Annotated in this window: 17 protein-coding genes; 12 read left to right on the top strand and 5 right to left on the bottom strand. The window is 66.6% G+C overall.

The features are described from left to right. Positions 1–22: 22 nt before the first annotated feature. The gene (locus ACFW3F_RS18545) at positions 23–418 is read right to left on the bottom strand and encodes a universal stress protein (RefSeq protein WP_388059930.1); all 396 of its coding nucleotides are present in this window, start codon (positions 416–418) and stop codon (positions 23–25) included. Next, positions 418–1,392 (bottom strand): 2-hydroxyacid dehydrogenase, encoded by a 975-nt coding sequence (locus tag ACFW3F_RS18540; protein WP_388059928.1) that lies wholly within the window; start codon positions 1,390–1,392, stop codon positions 418–420. The genes ACFW3F_RS18545 and ACFW3F_RS18540 overlap by 1 nt, the downstream gene beginning before the upstream one ends. 437 nt (positions 1,393–1,829) lie before the next feature. On the opposite strand from ACFW3F_RS18540, the gene ACFW3F_RS18535 reads away from it, so the two are divergent. The 9 genes from ACFW3F_RS18535 (at position 1,830) to ACFW3F_RS18495 (ending at position 11,160) form a co-directional block, all read left to right on the top strand. Next, positions 1,830–3,404 carry an ABC transporter substrate-binding protein gene (locus tag ACFW3F_RS18535; protein ID WP_388059926.1) on the top strand — a complete coding sequence of 525 codons (1,575 nt, stop codon included), beginning with the start codon at positions 1,830–1,832 and terminating at the stop codon, positions 3,402–3,404. Positions 3,405–3,421: 17 nt separating this feature from the next. Beyond that, positions 3,422–4,348: an ABC transporter permease gene (locus ACFW3F_RS18530; RefSeq protein WP_388059924.1), complete on the top strand. Its 927-nt coding sequence runs from the start codon at positions 3,422–3,424 to the stop codon at positions 4,346–4,348. A gap of 31 nt (positions 4,349–4,379) precedes the next feature. Then, positions 4,380–5,378 carry an ABC transporter permease gene (locus ACFW3F_RS18525; protein WP_388059922.1) on the top strand — a complete coding sequence of 333 codons (999 nt, stop codon included), beginning with the start codon at positions 4,380–4,382 and terminating at the stop codon, positions 5,376–5,378. After that, positions 5,375–6,394: an ABC transporter ATP-binding protein gene (locus ACFW3F_RS18520; protein ID WP_388059920.1), complete on the top strand. Its 1,020-nt coding sequence runs from the start codon at positions 5,375–5,377 to the stop codon at positions 6,392–6,394. The genes ACFW3F_RS18525 and ACFW3F_RS18520 overlap by 4 nt, the downstream gene beginning before the upstream one ends. After that, the gene (locus tag ACFW3F_RS18515) at positions 6,387–7,451 is read left to right on the top strand and encodes an ABC transporter ATP-binding protein (protein WP_388059918.1); all 1,065 of its coding nucleotides are present in this window, start codon (positions 6,387–6,389) and stop codon (positions 7,449–7,451) included. Before ACFW3F_RS18520 ends, ACFW3F_RS18515 begins: the two co-directional genes overlap by 8 nt. Positions 7,452–7,497: 46 nt before the next feature. Beyond that, the gene (locus ACFW3F_RS18510; RefSeq protein ID WP_388059917.1) at positions 7,498–8,217 is read left to right on the top strand and encodes a sulfite exporter TauE/SafE family protein; all 720 of its coding nucleotides are present in this window, start codon (positions 7,498–7,500) and stop codon (positions 8,215–8,217) included. A gap of 20 nt (positions 8,218–8,237) precedes the next feature. Next, positions 8,238–9,599 carry an enolase C-terminal domain-like protein gene (locus ACFW3F_RS18505; RefSeq protein WP_388059915.1) on the top strand — a complete coding sequence of 454 codons (1,362 nt, stop codon included), beginning with the start codon at positions 8,238–8,240 and terminating at the stop codon, positions 9,597–9,599. 4 nt (positions 9,600–9,603) lie between these two features. Then, a complete protein-coding gene (locus ACFW3F_RS18500) occupies positions 9,604–10,611 on the top strand; it encodes a 2-hydroxyacid dehydrogenase (RefSeq protein ID WP_388059914.1) in 1,008 nt (335 codons plus the stop codon). A gap of 402 nt (positions 10,612–11,013) precedes the next feature. After that, on the top strand, positions 11,014–11,160 hold the full coding sequence (locus tag ACFW3F_RS18495) for a hypothetical protein (protein ID WP_388059912.1): 147 nt from the start codon (positions 11,014–11,016) through the stop codon (positions 11,158–11,160). Positions 11,161–11,171: 11 nt separating this feature from the next. Here the strand turns inward: ACFW3F_RS18495 and aqpZ are convergent, their stop codons facing one another. From aqpZ to ACFW3F_RS18480, 3 genes are all read right to left on the bottom strand, one after another. Further along, positions 11,172–11,951 carry an aquaporin Z gene (gene aqpZ, locus ACFW3F_RS18490; RefSeq protein WP_388059910.1) on the bottom strand — a complete coding sequence of 260 codons (780 nt, stop codon included), beginning with the start codon at positions 11,949–11,951 and terminating at the stop codon, positions 11,172–11,174. A gap of 159 nt (positions 11,952–12,110) precedes the next feature. Next, entirely contained in the window at positions 12,111–12,872 is a 762-nt protein-coding gene (locus tag ACFW3F_RS18485) for a pirin family protein (RefSeq protein ID WP_388059908.1), read from the bottom strand. Positions 12,873–12,965: 93 nt separating this feature from the next. Next, positions 12,966–13,640, bottom strand: a complete 675-nt coding sequence (locus tag ACFW3F_RS18480) for a hypothetical protein (protein WP_388059907.1) — start codon at positions 13,638–13,640, stop codon at positions 12,966–12,968. 107 nt (positions 13,641–13,747) lie between these two features. Between ACFW3F_RS18480 and ACFW3F_RS18475 the strand changes: the two genes are divergently transcribed. The 3 genes from ACFW3F_RS18475 to ACFW3F_RS18465 are packed head-to-tail and all read left to right on the top strand — an operon-like array spanning position 13,748 to position 16,864. Continuing rightward, the gene (locus tag ACFW3F_RS18475) at positions 13,748–14,041 is read left to right on the top strand and encodes a hypothetical protein (protein ID WP_388059905.1); all 294 of its coding nucleotides are present in this window, start codon (positions 13,748–13,750) and stop codon (positions 14,039–14,041) included. Next, positions 14,038–14,862, top strand: coding sequence for a hypothetical protein (locus ACFW3F_RS18470; RefSeq protein ID WP_388059903.1), 825 nt, complete (start codon positions 14,038–14,040; stop codon positions 14,860–14,862). Before ACFW3F_RS18475 ends, ACFW3F_RS18470 begins: the two co-directional genes overlap by 4 nt. A 58-nt stretch (positions 14,863–14,920) precedes the next feature. Beyond that, a complete protein-coding gene (locus tag ACFW3F_RS18465) occupies positions 14,921–16,864 on the top strand; it encodes a fumarate reductase/succinate dehydrogenase flavoprotein subunit (RefSeq protein WP_388059901.1) in 1,944 nt (647 codons plus the stop codon). Position 16,865: the final 1 nt, after the last annotated feature.

Here is a 16,865-nt window from a genome sequence, read left to right as displayed (position 1 = left end):
TTCGCCGGCGATGAGAAGCGGGTCAGACCGCGGCGCGTACCGGTGGTTTCACCGCGACCACCGGGCACTGTGCGTCGAGCAGTACACGTTGCACGACGCTGCCGGTCAACAGCTTGCCGACCGGTGAACGCCTGCGCTGGCCGATCACCAGGAGCTCGGCTGCGTCGTCGTAGGACGCGTCGATGAGCTGATCTGCGTGCGACAGACCCGGATCGTTCTCGGCGACCCGGTATTCCACCTCGCCGGCGGCCGCCATGTCGCGCGCGTTCTCGAGGTCGACCAGGAACTGCGGCGACGCGGCGCTGTCACCATCCGCGACCACCACGACATCGGTGCCGCGCATGCGGGCCTCGGCGAATCCGAAGGGAAGTGCACCGCGCCCCTCGGGGGTCGCGAGATAGCTGAGTACGACCGACATCAGATGGCCTTTCGCAAAGTGGGATTCGGGGCGACGACCGGGGTGGTCAGATCGCCGGTGCGCAGGAACGACTCGAGGTTCTCGAGGGTGAGCTCCTCCATCGCGGCGCGCGTCTCGACCGTGCCGCTTCCCAGATGGGGTAGCAGCACGACGTTGTCCATCGACAGCAATTCCTCGGGCACCCGCGGCTCGCGGGCGAAAACGTCCAGGCCGGCTCCGGCCAGGTGTCCCTGCCGCAGCAGGTCGACGAGCGAGTCCTCGTCGACGACGCTGCCCCGTGCGACGTTGATCAGGAAGCCGTCGGGGCCGAGCGCCTCGAGGACCTCGCGATCCACGAGATGGCGGGTGTTCGCGCCGCCGGCGGCGGCGACGATCAGTACGTCGGCCTCCGCGGCGAGCTCGGCCGGCGACGCCGCGTAGCGGTACGTGGAGCCGGTCACCGGGCGCCGGTTGTGGTACGAGATCCGGCACCCGAAGGCGTCCAGACGGTGGGCGATCGCGGATCCGATGCGGCCCAGGCCGAGGATGCCGACGTCGGTGCCGGAGACCTTCCGCGTGAGGGGAACGTTGCCCTCGTCGGGCCAGCGTCCGGCGCGGACGAAGCGGTCGGCCGCCGAGAGCCCGCGCATCGTGTCGAGCAGCAGCCCGACAGCGGTGTCGGCGACACAGTCGGTGAGGACGTCGGGGGTGTTGCTGACCCCGATACCGAGCTCGGTGGCTCGATCGACGTCGGTGGTGTCGTATCCGACGCCGAAGTGGACGATGGCGCCGAGGTTCGGCAGCGCGGCCATCAGGCCGGCGTCCACCCCGGTCCGTCCCGAGGTCACGACCGCGGTCACCGCGTCGGCGTTCCGCGCGAGGAAAGAGGTCCGCTCCTCGTCATCGTCCGGCAGCCGCTCGGCGCCGTAGGTCTCGGCGAGACGCTCTTCCAGGGAGGGCTTGAGGGGGCCCACTCGCAGAATCGTGCCGTGCATGGGTGAAAAACCGTTCGTGGCAACGGTTTCCGAGGCTGTTGTGGTGCCGGCCGAACTGCTCGTCATGCTTGACCTCCAGGAGTGCAGGACACAGACCGGTCCTTCGGTGGATGAGTTCCACGCTAGAAGCGCGCAGGGATACCTGTCCAACACGCAAATAACATGGATCGATACTCAAACAGTATGGATGCGGCGGCGTCGATTCGGTGCGTGGAAGGTGATCGTGAAGAACTGTCAGGTCAGCGGCTTTTTCCGGCGGCACTCGGGCCTGATCTGGTGCGTCACGGATGGGGTCGGCACCCACCGAAATGGCCGTTTCCTGGGCTTTTGCTCTGTTGACGCCGTCATCGCGACGCTCATAGCGTGTGTCTACCGTCACAAACGCGGTCGAGCCCACCGCGAGATCACTCGCAGTCTTCTCTTCATCGGAGGTCCCCATGCAGATCGCAGCACTGCGATCCCGGAAGCGCCCCGCCGGGTGTCTGCTGGCCCTGTCCGCGGTGGCCGTGCTCGCGGCCGGCGGCTGCAGCGTCGCCAACACCACCGCGAGCGAGAGCGCGTCGCCGGACACCCTGCGCATCGTCCTGCCTCAGGAGCCGCCGACCCTGGAACCGTGCGACGCCTCCCTGACCGCGACCGGCGTCGTCGTCCGGTCCAACATCACCGAGCCGCTCATCGAACGAAACCCGAACAGTGGAGCGCTCGAGCCGAGCCTCGCGACCGAGTGGACCCAGGTGGAACCGAACGTCTGGCGTTTCACCACCGCCTCGGGTATCCGGTTCAGCAACGGCCAACCGTTCGACGCCGAAGATGCCGCGTTCTCGATCCGCCGGACGTTCAACGGGGCGATCGGTTGTGACGTCAACGGTTACGTGTTCGACGACAGCACCCGCGAGGTGAGCGTGGTCGACCCGAACACCGTCGAGGTCCGTACGGAGACGCCCGACCCGATCCTCCCGCTGCGCCTGTCCTTCATCGAGATCGTTCCGCGCACAACGGTCGCCGACGACAAAGTGCGGGTTCCCATCGGGACCGGCCCCTATATGGTCGACTTCTGGGATTCCGGACAGCGGGTGGCACTCAAGGCGAACCCGAACTATCACGGCGACGCGCCCGAGTTCACCCGCGCCGTGTACCAGTGGCGCGGCGAGGGCAGTGTCCGTGCCGCGATGGTCACCAACGACGAGGCGGACGTCGCCACATCGCTGGGGCCCGAAGACGGAGCCGGCGATCTCGGTATCGCCTACACCAACAACGAGACGACGGCGCTGCGCATGCAGGCCACCGAGGCGCCCCTGAACGACTACCGGGTGCGCGAGGCCATCGACCACTCCATCAATCGCGAAGGCATCGTCGGGGCGTTGTTCCAGGGACTCGGTACTCCTGCGGCTCAACTGGTCGGCAAGGGCATCGTCGGGTACAACGACGCCCTCACGCCGACGTCCTACGACCTCGACCAGGCGAAGAGGCTGGTCGACGAAGCGCGGGCAGACGGTGTACCGGTCGACCGGACCATCCGGCTCATCGGCCGCACCGGCCAGTTCCCCAAGATCAACGAGACCATCGAGAACCTCCAGTTCACGCTCAGCAAGATCGGGCTGGACGTCAAGATCGAGATGATGGACACCTCCGGGCAGATGCAGTACCAGACACGACCTTTCGTGTCCGGTGCGGGTCCGGTGCTGCTGATGATCATGCACGGCAACCAGGCCGGTGACACCCAGTTCACCCTGGACCAGTACATGCTGTCCGACGGCTACCAGAGCACGTATGGCACCCCTGCCTATGACGAGCAGATCCGCGCCGCCGAGGCGCTGACCGGAGCGGCACGCCAGAACGCGCTCGCCGCCGTCCTGGCCGCCGAGCCCCGCGAGATCCGCCAGTATGCCTATATCGCACACATGCAAGCCGTCCTCGCGAAAGCGAACCGTGTTGCCTACCAGCCCAATTCGGCCACCGGCGACGAGATGCGTCTCGCCGAGATGACCCACGCGCCAGCCCAGAACGACTGAAACAGAGGCGATGACCGATGCTCACCTTCCTCCGGCGCCGGATGTTCACCAGCCTGATCCCGCTGATCATCGTCTTGTTCGGCGTGTTCTTCATGGCTCGGCTGACCGGCGACCCCACCAATCTCTACCTGCCCGTCTCCGCGACCCCGGACCAGCGTGCCGAGTTCGCGGCGGCGAACGGTCTCGACAAGCCGATCTGGCAGCAGATGACGGACTATCTGGCCGGCGTCCTCCACCTCGACTTCGGTGAGTCGCTCAAGACCGGTCAGGAGGCGGCGGGCATGGCGCTGCGCGCCTTCCCGGCCACCCTGCAGCTCGCGTTCGTCACGCTGGTGCTGTCGATCCTCGGATCGATCATCATCGGTTGCTGGGCGGCCTACCGCCCGAATTCGCTCGCCGACCGCTTCTCGAGCCTGCTGTCGATGACCGCGGCCAGCGTCCCCGACTTCTGGTTCGCGATCACCGGGATCTGGATCTTCGCGGTCGTGTTCGGCTGGCTGCCGACGTCCGGCACCGGCGGGATGCTGGCCTGGGTCCTACCCATCGCGACTCTGATGATCCGGCCGCTCGGCGTACTCACACAGGTGGTGCGCGGGGCGATGGTCTCCGCGCTGTCGGCCCCCTACGTCAAGGTGGCGCGCAGCAAGGGGGCAGGGGATCTGCGGATCGTCACGCATCACGCTCTGCGCAATGCGGCCGCCCCGGCCCTCACCGTCGCAGGCGATCTCGCGGTCGGCCTGATCAACGGTGCGGTCATCGTCGAGGCCATCTTCGGATGGCCCGGCATCGGCAAGCTGATGATCGATTCGATCCTGCAACGTGACTTCGCGGTCCTGCAGGCGGCGGTGCTCCTCACCGCCATCAGCATCTTCATCCTGAACATCGTCATCGACGCCGGGCTCGCGCTTCTGGACCCCCGCGTTCGTGACAAGGCCACGGTCTAGTCGCCGGCGACCATCGAGGAGTACTGACACCATGTCCATCGTCACCGAACCCGTCGACACGACGAGTCCCGTCGCCTCGACCGACATCACCGGCGACTCCGTCGCCACCAAGAAGGTGCCCGGGGGGCAGATGCCGTTGTGGCGGCTGCTGTTCCGCGACAAATTCGCGACCGTCGCGGCCGGCATACTGACCTTCATCCTGCTCACCGCGATCTTCGGTCCTTGGCTCGTCGGCGACGCCGCCACCGACCAGAACCTCGACGAGTCCAATCTCCCGCCGTTCAACCTCGACACCGGATGGATGAACATCCTGGGTACCGACCCGCTCGGGCGGAGCATGCTCGCCAGGCTCATCGTCGCCTGTCAGACCACGCTGATGGTGTCGCTGCCGGCAGTCATCATCTCGTGCGTGGTGGGTTCGGCGATCGGCATGTGGGCGGGATACCACCGCGGCTGGCGTGAGACCACGGCGATGCGGATCGCCGACGTGATCATGAGCTTCCCGTCTCTGCTGCTCGCCGTCGTGATCCTCTACGTGTTCTCGCCGAGCGCCGCCAACATCATCGCGGTGCTGGCGATCACCCGCATCCCGATCTACCTGCGGACCGCGCGCGCAGAGTCCGCCGAGTTGCAGAGTCGCGTGTTCGTCGACGCAGCAAGGACATTCGGCGCGAGTAGCGGCGCCATCCTCCGTGGACACGTGCTGCCCATCCTGCTGCCGACGCTGCTCACGGTCGCCACTCTCGACTTCTGCTATGTGATGCTCGCCGAATCGTCGCTGTCATTCCTCGGCATCGGTATCCAGCCGCCTGACATCAGCTGGGGATTGATGGTGTCGCAGGGCCGGACCTACCTGCAGACCGCGTGGTGGCTCTCGTTCTTCCCGGGCCTGGCCATCGTCATCACGACCGTGTCGGCGACCATACTGGCCGCCTGGGCGCGCATCGCGACCGACCCCGGCCAGCGGTGGCGACTGACCACACCGAACGCCCGCAAGCGGTTCTTCTCCTCACGAAAGGCACTGCGATGAGCGCTCCCGCCCTCGACCGTCCCGATGCCGGCACCGACGATCGGGTGGCCCTCGACGTCGTCGACCTGACCGTCGATCTGCGAACCCCCACCGGTACCGTCCGTGCCGTCGATCATGTCTCTTTTCGTGCGCGTCGCGGCGAGACCCTGGCGCTCCTCGGCGAATCCGGGTGCGGCAAGTCGATGACCGCGCAGGCGCTCGTCGGATTGCTCGACCCGATCGCCTCGGTCTCCGACGGGTCGATCACCCTCGACTCCGTGGACCTGGTCTCCGCATCAGCGTCCAAGCGGCGTGAAGTCGCCGGCACCGAACTCGCGATCGTGTTCCAGGACGCGCTGACCGCGCTCAATCCGGTGTACACCGTCGGCACCCAACTCGCGGAACCCTTCCGCCTGCATCGGCGGATGTCGAAGAAGAAGGCCCGTGTCGAGGCGATCGAACTGATGCGTCACGTGGGCATCCCGGAACCGGAGTCCCGGATCGACTCCTACCCCCACCAGTTCTCCGGCGGGATGCGGCAGCGTCTGCTGATCGCCATGGCGGTGGCGCTGAGCCCGAAGGTGCTGCTCGCCGACGAACCCACCACCGCACTCGACGTCACGGTCCAGGCGCAGATCATGGCGCTGCTGAGTCGCCTGCGGACCGAGCACGACATGGCGGTCGTCCTGATCACCCACGACCTCGCGCTCGTCGCCGAACAGGCCGACCGCGTCGCGATCATGTACGCCGGCAACGTCGTCGAGACCGGACCGGTGGCCGAGGTCTTCGGTAGTCCGAGACATCCGTACACCAAAGGACTTCTCGATTCCGTACCCGTCAGCGCCGAGCGCGGCGCCGACCTCAAGTCGATCGGCGGAACCCCGCCCGACCTGCACTCGATCCCGACGGGTTGCGTGTACCAGGCGCGGTGTCCGCTGGCTCGGACCCAGTGCGTCCAGCAACGCCCGAAGCTCACGGCCACCGGTACCAGTCGGGCCGCCGCCTGCCATTTCTCGGAGGAGATCGACAATGCCTGAGACGACCAGCCTCGACAAGGCGACCACTCCGGACTCCGCGCTGCCGCTCGGAACGAGCAAGGTTCTCGAGGTTCGCGACGTCGGGAAGACCTTCGCGGTCTCCGGCAAGGGCGGCCGCAAGCAACTGCGTGCACTCGACGGGATCGACCTCGAGCTCCGCCGGGGCGAAACCCTCGGTCTCGTCGGCGAATCCGGTTGCGGGAAATCCACTCTCGCGCGAACGCTGATGATGCTGGAGCGTCCCGACACCGGCACCGTCCGCTGGGACGGCACCGACCCTTACCGACTCAAGGGCAAGGATCTACTCGCCCTCCGCCGCAAGGTGCAGATGGTGTTCCAGGACCCGTACGCCTCACTGAACAACCGGATGACGGCGGCCGAGATCATCGGCGAACCGTGGCGCACCCACAAGGATCTCTATCCGCGCAAGCGTGACCGGGCCGCTCGTGTGCGCGAACTGTTGCACCTCGTCGGGCTGCGGCCGAGCGACGAACACCGTAGCCCCCAGGAGTTCTCGGGCGGCCAGCGTCAACGCCTGGGAATCGCCCGAGCGCTCGCGCTCGATCCCGAGGTGATCATCTGCGACGAGCCGGTGTCCGCGTTGGATCTCTCGGTACAGGCGCAGGTGCTGAATCTGCTCAACGAACTGCAGCAGGAGCTCGACATCTCCTACATATTCATCTCGCACGACCTGTCGGTGGTTCGCCACGTGGCCGACCGGGTCGCGGTGATGTACCTGGGCCGCATCGTCGAGACCGGTAGCACCGAAGCCGTGTTCGACAATCCCGCACATCCGTATACCGAGGCACTCATGTCGGCGGCACCCACGCTCGACGCCGAGAACCGCCGCGAGCGGATCCTGCTCAGCGGTGAGGTGCCCTCGCCACTCAACCCGCCGTCGGGGTGCCGATTCCGGACCCGCTGCGCGCACGCCACCGACGTCTGCGCGACCGCACTCCCGCCGGCCGTTGCCGATCGAGAAGAGCCCGGGCACATCGCCGAGTGCTACCACCCCCGAGGACGGGTCGGACTGGGCCTGCCCGCGCCGGCAGCGTGAGCGCCCGGCACCCTGCGGGCACCGACACCATGCGGGCACCGTCAACGTGAGCGTTGTGGCGTGCGTGGTCATCGCCGTCGCCGTCTTCTTGGCGTCGTGCATGCAGGCGTCCATCGGTTTCGGGATGGGCATGCTCGCGGCACCGGTGGTCGCCCTGGTGGCGCCGACGCTGCTGCCCGGCATGCTGATCGCGTCCGCGACGACCGTGACGCTGCTGGTCGTGATCCGCGAGCGGGGGAGCCTGGACCTACGCGGCACCGGGTGGGCCCTGATCGGACGGATACCCGGAACCATCGCCGGCGCCCTGCTACTGGTGTGGCTACCGACCCGAGGCTTGTCCCTGCTGCTGGCGGCGGTCGTCCTCGGCGGGGTCGCAGTCGCATCCATCGGCTGGCGGCCGGCACCTGTGCGGCGCAACCTGGCGACCGCGGGCGCGGCCTCCGGTTTGCTCGGTACGGCCACGTCCATCGGTGGACCACCCATGGCGCTGGTGTACTCCGGCGCGGAGAACGCACATGTTCGCAGCAACATGAGTGCCTTCTTCCTCGTCGGCAGTCTGATGTCCCTGGTAGCCCTCGCCGCGACCGGCAGCCTGCGCGCGGAGATCCTCTGGGCGTTCGTCGCGTTGACACCGGTTGTCGTCCTCGGTTTCGTCGCCTCACGCTTCATCAACCGGGTGCTCGACCGGAACCGGCTGCGCACCGTGTCGATCTCGGTGTCGGCCCTCGGCGCAGCCCTGCTGATCGGCCAGCAGATCTTCTTCTGACACTCCTGAAAGGACCAACCATGACGACGACAGCGACATCGACACCGTCCGCCACGACGACCCCGGTCGTCACCGACATGCGGGTGATTCCCGTCGCCGGCCGGGACAGCATGCTGCTCAACCTCTCCGGCGCGCATGCCCCGTTCTTCACGCGAAACCTGGTGGTTCTCACCGACTCCGAGGGCAACCAGGGAGTCGGCGAGGTCCCCGGCGGCGAACTGATCCGCACCACCCTCGATGATGCCCGCCCGATCGTCGAGGGACGCGGTATCGGCGAGTACAACGCGGTCCTGCAAGACATCCGGCGCACCTTCGCCGACCGCGATCGCGGTGGCCGTGGCGACCAGACCTTCGATCAGCGCGTCACCATTCACGCGGTGACCGCCGTCGAATCGGCTCTGCTCGACCTACTCGGCCGGCACCTCGGGGTCCCGGTTGCCGCGCTGCTCGGCGAGGGGCAGCAGCGCGACCGGGTCGCCGCGCTCGGCTACCTGTTCTTCGTCGGCGATCGCACGAAGACAACCCTCGACTATGCCGATGGTGCCGGCGAGACCGACGACTGGATGCGCCTGCGCCACCAGGAGGCCCTCGACGCAGACGGTGTCGTGGCGCTGGCCGAGGCTGCCCAGAAGCGCTACGGTTTCGCCGATTTCAAGTTGAAGGGCGGGGTGTTGTCGCCCGATGAGGAGGCCGACGTCGTCACGGCGCTCGCCGAACGTTTCCCGGCTGCGCGGGTGACCCTCGACCCCAACGGTGGCTGGTTGCTCGAGGAAGCGATCAGGGTCGGTGGACGGCTGCGGGATGTGGTCGCCTACGCCGAGGATCCGGTGGGGCCGGAGGGTCGGTTCTCCGGCCGCGAGGTGATGGCGGAGTTCAAACGCGCGACCGGACTCCCGACCGCGACCAACATGATCGCGACGGATTGGCGCGAGCTGGGGCACACGATCCGGACGAACGCGGTCGACATCCCGCTGGCGGATCCGCACTTCTGGACCATGGCCGGCTCGGTACGCGTTGCGCAACTGTGCGATGCCTGGGGCCTCACGTGGGGCTCGCACTCCAACAATCACTTCGACGTGTCGCTGGCCATGTTCACCCACGTGGCGGCCGCTGCGCCGGGCGACATCACCGCGATCGACACGCACTGGATCTGGCAGGACGGGCAGCGGCTGACCGCCGAGCCGTACGAGATCGTCGACGGTTACCTCACGGTTCCCGACCGCCCGGGACTCGGCGTCGAACTCGACATGGAGCAGGTGGAAGCAGCCCACCAGCTCTACCGCACCGAAGGGCTGGGTGCCCGGAACGACGCGATCGGTATGCAGTTCCTCATCCCGGACTGGACCTTCGACAGCAAACGTCCCGCGCTCGTGCGGAGCTGACCACGTGGCCGAAGCGACTGACGATGACCTCAAAGTAGTGGTGGGCGAACGGAACTTCACGCCACATCGCCACCAGTTCGAGAGCCTGCTGCCCGCCGGCGTGAACACCTCCTGGCACGGGGTCTTCGACGAGGCCGCGCTCGTGGCCGACCTGGCCGACGCCGATGTCTACGTCGGCGGTCGGGTGACCCCGGCGATGGCCCGCGCGGGTTCGGGCCTACGCCTCGTACTCACCGGCGGTGCCGGCACCGACAAGGTCAGCTTCGACGACCTCCCGGCGGGCACCAAGGTCGCCAACACGTTTCACCACGAGGACTCGATCGCCGAGTACATCGCAGCCGCGGTGGTGACGATGCGCCGAGACCTGCTCGTCCAGGATGCGGCGCTCCGGCAGGGGCTGTGGGCGTCGGCGGTGTACCGCGACGGCGTGCCGCAGCCGCGTACCCTTCGCGGTGCCATGGTCGGCTATGTCGGCTTCGGCCACATCGGGCGTCGGACCGCGGACTTGATGAACGCATTCGGCGCGCGGGGCTGTGCGGTGACGGGATCCGGTCGGGTCGCCGACGACGCCGGGCTCGAATGGCACGGTGACACCACCGACCTCGGCCGTCTGATGGAAGCGTCGGACGTCGTGGTCGTCTCCGCGCCGCTGACCGCGAGTACGACCGGGATGATCGACGCCGCGCACCTGCGGCGACTCGGGGCGTCGGGGGTGCTGGTGAACGTGGGCCGCGGTCCGCTCGTGGTGGAGCAGGATCTGTTCGAGGCGCTGCGGGACAGGGTCATCGGTGGCGCGGCGATCGACGTCTGGTATCGCTATCCGACCGCCGGTGACGAGGCGGACCCGTCGGGCCTGCCGTTCGCCGAACTGCCCAATGTCCTGATGACCCCGCACATCTCGGGCGTCACCCGCGACACCTTCGTCGGCCGGGTGCACGACATCACCGACAACATCTCCCGGCTGCACTCGGGGCGGGACGTTCTGCGGGTCGTCAATGCCGCCTCAGATTGATGTCGCATGCGATATCGGTCCGTGGGCGCGACGTCGATCGAGGTCGCACGAACGGATTGACGTCGCACGCGACATCAATGGACGCGCGGGCCGCGAGCGACGAACCGCGAGAGCCGGTTGGAATCTTGGCGGACCAGCGAGAGGGAGTGACCATGCCGGCCCAGGAGAACCCTGTTCGCGTGAACGCCGACAACTTCGTTTGTGCCGAGACGCACCGGATGTTCGCCGACATCCAGGAGGCGGCAGGAGGAGTCGGGGCCTTCCGGCACAACCGTGAGCCCGCCTCGATCGCGGAGCAGACGGTCATCAGGCTCAATCGGGACACGCTGTACGAAGAACCTGTAGACGGTCAACAGCCTCACCGGCGCGCGCAACGCCGACGGGTCGGTCACCGTGCGATTCGTGCCCACTGCCGATGGCGAGCTGCCGGACAATGCGATCGTCACTCCGCGTGGATGGAACTACCTCATCCGGCTCTATCGCCCACGGCAGGAAGTCCTGGACGGCACACGGACTCCGCCTGAGCTGACGGAGCAACCTGCGTTCTGACCGACCCTCGATCAGGCGTCAGCGGTCTCGGACCGAGCCGCCTCGACGGGTGCGTCCTTCTTGTTCTGGAACAGCAGCGGGTAGAGGAGACCGCCGATCAACCCGCCGATGAGCGGCGCGAGCCAGAAGGCCCACAGCTGACCCGGTGCGCCATTGCCGTTGAAGAAGGCGACCGCCGTCGAGCGTGCCGGGTTGACCGATGTGTTGCTGATCGGGATCGAGATCAGATGGATGAGGGTGAGGCACAGTCCGATGGCCAACGGACCGAAGCCTGCCGGAGCGCGTCCGTCGGTCGCCCCCAGGACCACGACGAGGAAGAAGGCGGTCAGCAGGATCTCCGCGATCAGGACCGAGACGAGCGAATACTCGCCGGGGGAGTGCTCGCCGAATCCATTGGCGGCCATGTTGCCCTCGGCCACGAACCCGGGTTGACCTTTCGCGATGAGGAAGAGCATCAGTCCGGCGAGTAGACCGCCCACGACCTGCGCGATCCAGTACGTGGGGAGTTCTCTCCAGGAGAGCCGGCCGCTGACGGCGGCACCCAGCGTGATCGCCGGATTGAAGTGTGCTCCCGAGACGTGTCCGACCGCGTAGGCCATCGTGACCACGGTCAGTCCGAAAGCCAAAGAGACACCGAGGAATCCGATTCCGACCTGGAATGTGTCCTGTCCGTCGTCGGATTGGGCGATCTGCTTGGCCGCATAGATCGCGCTGCCGCATCCGCCGAAGACCAACCAGAATGTGCCGAAGAACTCAGCCGCAAGTCGTGCGGCGGGGGACGGAGAATGCAATGGACGTCCTTTCGTTCTCTTCACCGACCGCCGAGGCATGCGAAGGACCCCAACGACTTCGAATGGCTCACACAGTAGCGGTGCCGCGGGAAACCGGCAGCGTTATGGCAAATCGCGTGCACGTCAGTGAAGAAAGGACGAGGGCTGTCCCGGCGATGGTCAGCGGCGGAGCGTCGTGCGCATCTCCCAGAACAAGATCTCGGCATCGGACGTCGCCGAGACGGTGACCGCGCCGTCATCGGTGGTGCGCAGCGCGTCACCCTCGCCGAGGTGTACGCCGTCGTCCAGTTCGACGACGCCCCGGGCCACGTAGAGGTGTCCGAACGGTGCCGGTGGCAGGGTGACCGATTCCCCGTATCCGAGACGGGCAACGTGTAGAGCCGCGGCCGGATTGTTGATCGAGATCGCTCCGGTGGTGGCGTGTTCGGGCATCCCGGAAACCACTGTCACCAATCCACCGGCTGCGAGATCGGTGGTGAAATCGCGCTCGGCGTAACCGGGTTCGCCTCCGGCATGTTCGGGAGCCACCCACATCTGGACGACGCGCAGGTCTCGGTCCTCGCTACGTCGAGAAGCATTCGCCTCGGTGTGGGTGATGCCGCGGCCGGCGCTCATCCGTTGCGCGACGCCGGGGGAGATCACACCGGTATTGCCGAACGAATCACGGTGAGCCACGGCGCCTTCGAGTACCCACGTGACGATCTCGGCGTCGCGGTGGAAGTGGGCGTCGAAGCCTTCGCCGGCGTCGACTCGGTCGTCGTTGTGCACGAGCAGGACCCCGTGTGCGTTCGCTGCGAGATCGAAGTTGCCGGTGACGGGGAAGGACTGCCGGGATTCGAGCCATCCGCTGCGGAAGAGGTACCGATCGGCACCCGCGATGACCTGACGTGACGGTGTCTTCGCCGCTCGTGATTCGCTCATCGCCCGCACACTCCGATCTGGTCCTGGGAACCCCGCCGACACAACCGCTGCGTCGTCACCGCTATTCCGATGCACGGCGGTGGTGGCGGGCCTTCAGTCGAGGAGGTTGACCGCGTTGGCCACCACGAGACTCAGGATGACGATCGACAGCAGTGACTGCGACGCCATCGCCAGCTTCGCGCGACGCGACAGCGGCATCACGTCGGTGGGGCTGAAGGCCGTTGCGTTGGTCAGTGCCAGATAGAGGTAGTCGAAGAACACGGGCCGCCAGTCCGGCGCCGCCAACCGGGGCTCGAGCTGCTGGGGGAAGGCGACATCCGGGTGCTCGGCGGGATGCAGGTGCCGGTTCACCGCACCGCCGCCGTCGAGCTCCCAGTAGAGGAAGGCGAATGCGATGACGGTTTGCAGCCAGACGAGTGCGCCGGCAACCAGCAACTGGTCGGCCGCCTCGGTCTGCGGATTGCCGTGCAACAGATCCCACACGAGTCGTCCTGCGGCCCACGCCGCACCTGCGGCGATGGCCACGACGAGACCGATCGACAGCGCTCGGACCCATCGTCCGGGTCGGTCGATCCTCCCGGGGTCCACGACGATCAGCGTCAGCAGCACGATCCCCTCGACCGTCGGTAGCAGCCACGCGTCGCCTGCGGCATATCGCGCCGGGAGCAAGAACGGGATCGTCATCGCCACCAGGACGAACGCCGAGGCGGTCCACCGTTGCTCCGCGCGAGGCAGGGCTTCCCCGGGACCGCGGTTGTCGTCACTCATCCGGTGGCCTCCGGGGTAAGGGTCCCGACACGTTCGTCCAACACCGTTGACTCGACGTGCCCGGCCGGTACTGTGTTCTTCATCACACAGGCAGGAAGGGATGTGCCATGATACCGACCGAAATGAGGGAACTGCATCGCAGTATCGGAGTCCTACGGCATCACATGACCACGCTGCAGACGCAGTACGGCGACGTCGACGCCGTCCGGCGGATGTCCAACGATCTGGACCGTCTGGAGATCGACCTTCATGACTTCGAGCATGCGCCACCTCCGCTTCTGCAGGCGAAGCTCGGGCGGGATCAGGTGATCTACGTTCCCGACAGCAAGTCGGACGAGTCGGCCTGGTTGGGTGCGCAAGACGAAGGGCTGGGCTTTCATTCGCGTGAGCGCACGAAGTGAGCGCCCCCGCGGCTGAGCGGGACGCAGTCGGGGTCTTCTCTCCGGGTCGCGCACGAATCCTGGCGCGAACTCTCCGCGAGGACAAATGGTGGCTCTCGCCGCTGCTGACGGTCGTCGGCCTCGCGGCCTTCGTCATCTACGCGACCGTCCGGTCGTTCGTGCGCACCGCCTACTATGCCGCGGACTACCACTACCTGTCGCCGTTCTACTCGCCGTGCCTGAGTGAGTCGTGCGTGCCCGGGGCGAGTCATTTCGGCACGCCCTTCCCCGAACTGCCGATGTGGATACCGCTGGCATTCCTGTCGCTGCCATTTCTGCTCGGATTCCGGTTGACCTGCTACTACTACCGCAAGGCCTACTACCGGTCGGTCTGGTTGTCGCCGCCGGCATGTGCTGTCGCCGAACCCCACAGCAGGTACACCGGGGAGACACGCCTACCCCTCATCATCCAGAATTCGCACCGGTACTTCTTCTATGCCGCCGTCATCATCTCGGTGATCAACACCTACGACGCCGTCATCGCGTTCCACGGCGAGGACGGTGGTTTCGGCTTCGGGCTGGGCAACGTGATCCTCGTCGTGAACGTGCTCTTGCTCTGGACGTACACCGTGTCCTGTCATTCGTGTCGTCACGTGACCGGCGGCAGGCTCAAGCACTTCTCGAAACATCCGGTGCGGTATTGGATCTGGACCCGGGTCTCGAAGCTGAACACACGGCACATGCAGTTCGCCTGGATCACGTTGGGCACCTTGGTGCTCACCGATTTCTACGTCATGTTGGTCGCCAGCAACACCATCTCGGACCTGAGGTTCGTGGGTTGATCGATTGAGGGCGCAACGCCTGTTGTGCAGCCGTTTTCAACGTTGGGAGTCGCGCCAGATGGCTGAGCCGGAACGCTACGAGTACGACGTCGTTGTCATCGGGGCGGGCGGTGCCGGCCTGCGGGCGGTCATCGAGGCCCGCGAACGCGGTTATTCGGTGGCTGTCGTGTGCAAGTCGCTGTTCGGCAAGGCGCACACGGTGATGGCCGAAGGCGGATGTGCCGCGTCGATGGGCAACGCCAACTCGAAGGACAACTGGCAGACGCATTTCCAGGACACGATGCGCGGCGGGAAGTTCCTGAACAACTGGCGGATGGCCGAGTTGCATGCAAAGGAGGCACCGGACCGCGTCTGGGAGCTCGAAACCTATGGCGCACTCTTCGATCGAACTGCAGATGGGCGGATATCGCAGCGCAACTTCGGCGGTCACACCTATCCGCGACTCGCCCACGTCGGCGACCGCACCGGGTTGGAGCTGATCCGGACGATGCAACAGAAGATCGTCTCGCTGCAGCAGGAGGACTACGCTGCCACCGGTGACTACGAGGCGCGCATCAAGGTGTTCGCCGAATGCACCATCACCGAACTGCTGAAGGACGGCGACGCCATCGCCGGGGCATTCGGCTACTGGCGTGAATCCGGTCGGTTCGTCCTGTTCGAGGCGCCGGCGGTGGTGCTCGCGACCGGCGGTATCGGCAAGTCGTTCAAGGTGACCTCCAATTCGTGGGAGTACACCGGCGACGGCCACGCGCTCGCCCTCCGGGCCGGGGCCAGCCTGATCAACATGGAGTTCATCCAGTTCCACCCGACCGGGATGGTCTGGCCGCCCAGTGTCAAGGGAATCCTGGTCACCGAGGGTGTCCGAGGCGACGGCGGGGTTCTCAAGAACACCGACGGCAAGCGCTTCATGTTCGACTACATCCCACCGGTGTTCAAGGGCCAGTACGCCGAGACCGAGGAGGAGGCCGACGAATGGCTGGCCGACAACGACAGCGCCCGTCGGACCCCGGACCTGCTGCCGCGCGATGAGGTCGCGCGGGCGATCAACGAGGAGGTCAAGGCCGGTCGAGGCACCGAGCACGGCGGCGTCTACCTCGACATCGCGTCGCGGATGCCCGCCGAGGAGATCATGCGCAGGCTGCCGTCGATGCATCACCAGTTCAAAGAACTCGCCGATGTCGACATCACCGCCGAACCGATGGAGGTCGGGCCGACCTGCCACTACGTGATGGGCGGGATCGAGGTGGACCCGGATACGGCCGCCTCACGGGTGCCGGGGCTGTTCGCGGCGGGTGAGTGTTCCGGTGGTATGCACGGTTCCAACCGGCTGGGCGGCAACTCGCTGTCGGACCTGCTGGTCTTCGGCCGGCGAGCCGGACTCGGTGCAGCGGCGTACGTCGAATCGCTGACGACGCGGCCCGCGGTCTCGGCCGACGACATCGATCGGGCGGCAGCGTACGCGCTGGCGCCCTTCGATCCGCCGGCCGAGGGGAAACCGGAGAACCCCTACACCTTGCACACCGATCTGCAGCAGGCCATGAACGATCTGGTCGGGATCATCCGGAAGGAAGCCGAGATGCAGGAGGCCGTCGGTGTACTCGCCGACCTGCGAAAGCGGCTGGGCGGCATGCAGGTCGAAGGGCATCGTCAGTTCAATCCGGGTTGGCACCTCGCGGTCGACCTGCGCAACATGCTGCTGGTCTGCGAGTGCGTGGCAAAGGCTGCGCTCATGCGCACCGAGAGTCGTGGTGGCCACACCCGCGACGATCACCCGGCGATGGATTCGAGTTGGCGCAACGCCCTGCTGGTCTGCACCGCGGAACCCGACGGGGACTCCCCGGTTCCGGAGGTCGACGTCGTACGCACGGAACAGACCCCCATGCGGCCGGACCTGATGGAACTCTTCGAGTTCCCAGAGGTCGAGAAGTACTACACAGCAGCCGAGATCGCAGGTCATCCCGGCGCCGGGGGCGAGCGAGCCGAGGGGCATTCGGAGGACTGAC

Source organism: Gordonia sp. NPDC058843, assembly GCF_042743165.1.
Lineage (GTDB): Bacteria > Actinomycetota > Actinomycetes > Mycobacteriales > Mycobacteriaceae > Gordonia.
This window is presented reverse-complemented; position numbering and strand designations above follow the sequence as displayed.

Bases quoted from the DNA above. Each gene is read 5' to 3' on its own strand.
- ACFW3F_RS18545 (WP_388059930.1), bottom strand. From the start codon at position 418: ATGTCGGTCGTACTCAGCTATCTCGCGACCCCCGAGGGGCGCGGTGCA.
- ACFW3F_RS18540 (WP_388059928.1), bottom strand. From the start codon at position 1,392: ATGCACGGCACGATTCTGCGAGTGGGCCCCCTCAAGCCCTCCCTGGAA.
- ACFW3F_RS18535 (WP_388059926.1), top strand. From the start codon at position 1,830: ATGCAGATCGCAGCACTGCGATCCCGGAAGCGCCCCGCCGGGTGTCTG.
- ACFW3F_RS18530 (WP_388059924.1), top strand. From the start codon at position 3,422: ATGCTCACCTTCCTCCGGCGCCGGATGTTCACCAGCCTGATCCCGCTG.
- ACFW3F_RS18525 (WP_388059922.1), top strand. From the start codon at position 4,380: ATGTCCATCGTCACCGAACCCGTCGACACGACGAGTCCCGTCGCCTCG.
- ACFW3F_RS18520 (WP_388059920.1), top strand. From the start codon at position 5,375: ATGAGCGCTCCCGCCCTCGACCGTCCCGATGCCGGCACCGACGATCGG.
- ACFW3F_RS18515 (WP_388059918.1), top strand. From the start codon at position 6,387: ATGCCTGAGACGACCAGCCTCGACAAGGCGACCACTCCGGACTCCGCG.
- ACFW3F_RS18505 (WP_388059915.1), top strand. From the start codon at position 8,238: ATGACGACGACAGCGACATCGACACCGTCCGCCACGACGACCCCGGTC.
- ACFW3F_RS18485 (WP_388059908.1), bottom strand. From the start codon at position 12,872: ATGAGCGAATCACGAGCGGCGAAGACACCGTCACGTCAGGTCATCGCG.
- ACFW3F_RS18480 (WP_388059907.1), bottom strand. From the start codon at position 13,640: ATGAGTGACGACAACCGCGGTCCCGGGGAAGCCCTGCCTCGCGCGGAG.
- ACFW3F_RS18475 (WP_388059905.1), top strand. From the start codon at position 13,748: ATGATACCGACCGAAATGAGGGAACTGCATCGCAGTATCGGAGTCCTA.
- ACFW3F_RS18465 (WP_388059901.1), top strand. From the start codon at position 14,921: ATGGCTGAGCCGGAACGCTACGAGTACGACGTCGTTGTCATCGGGGCG.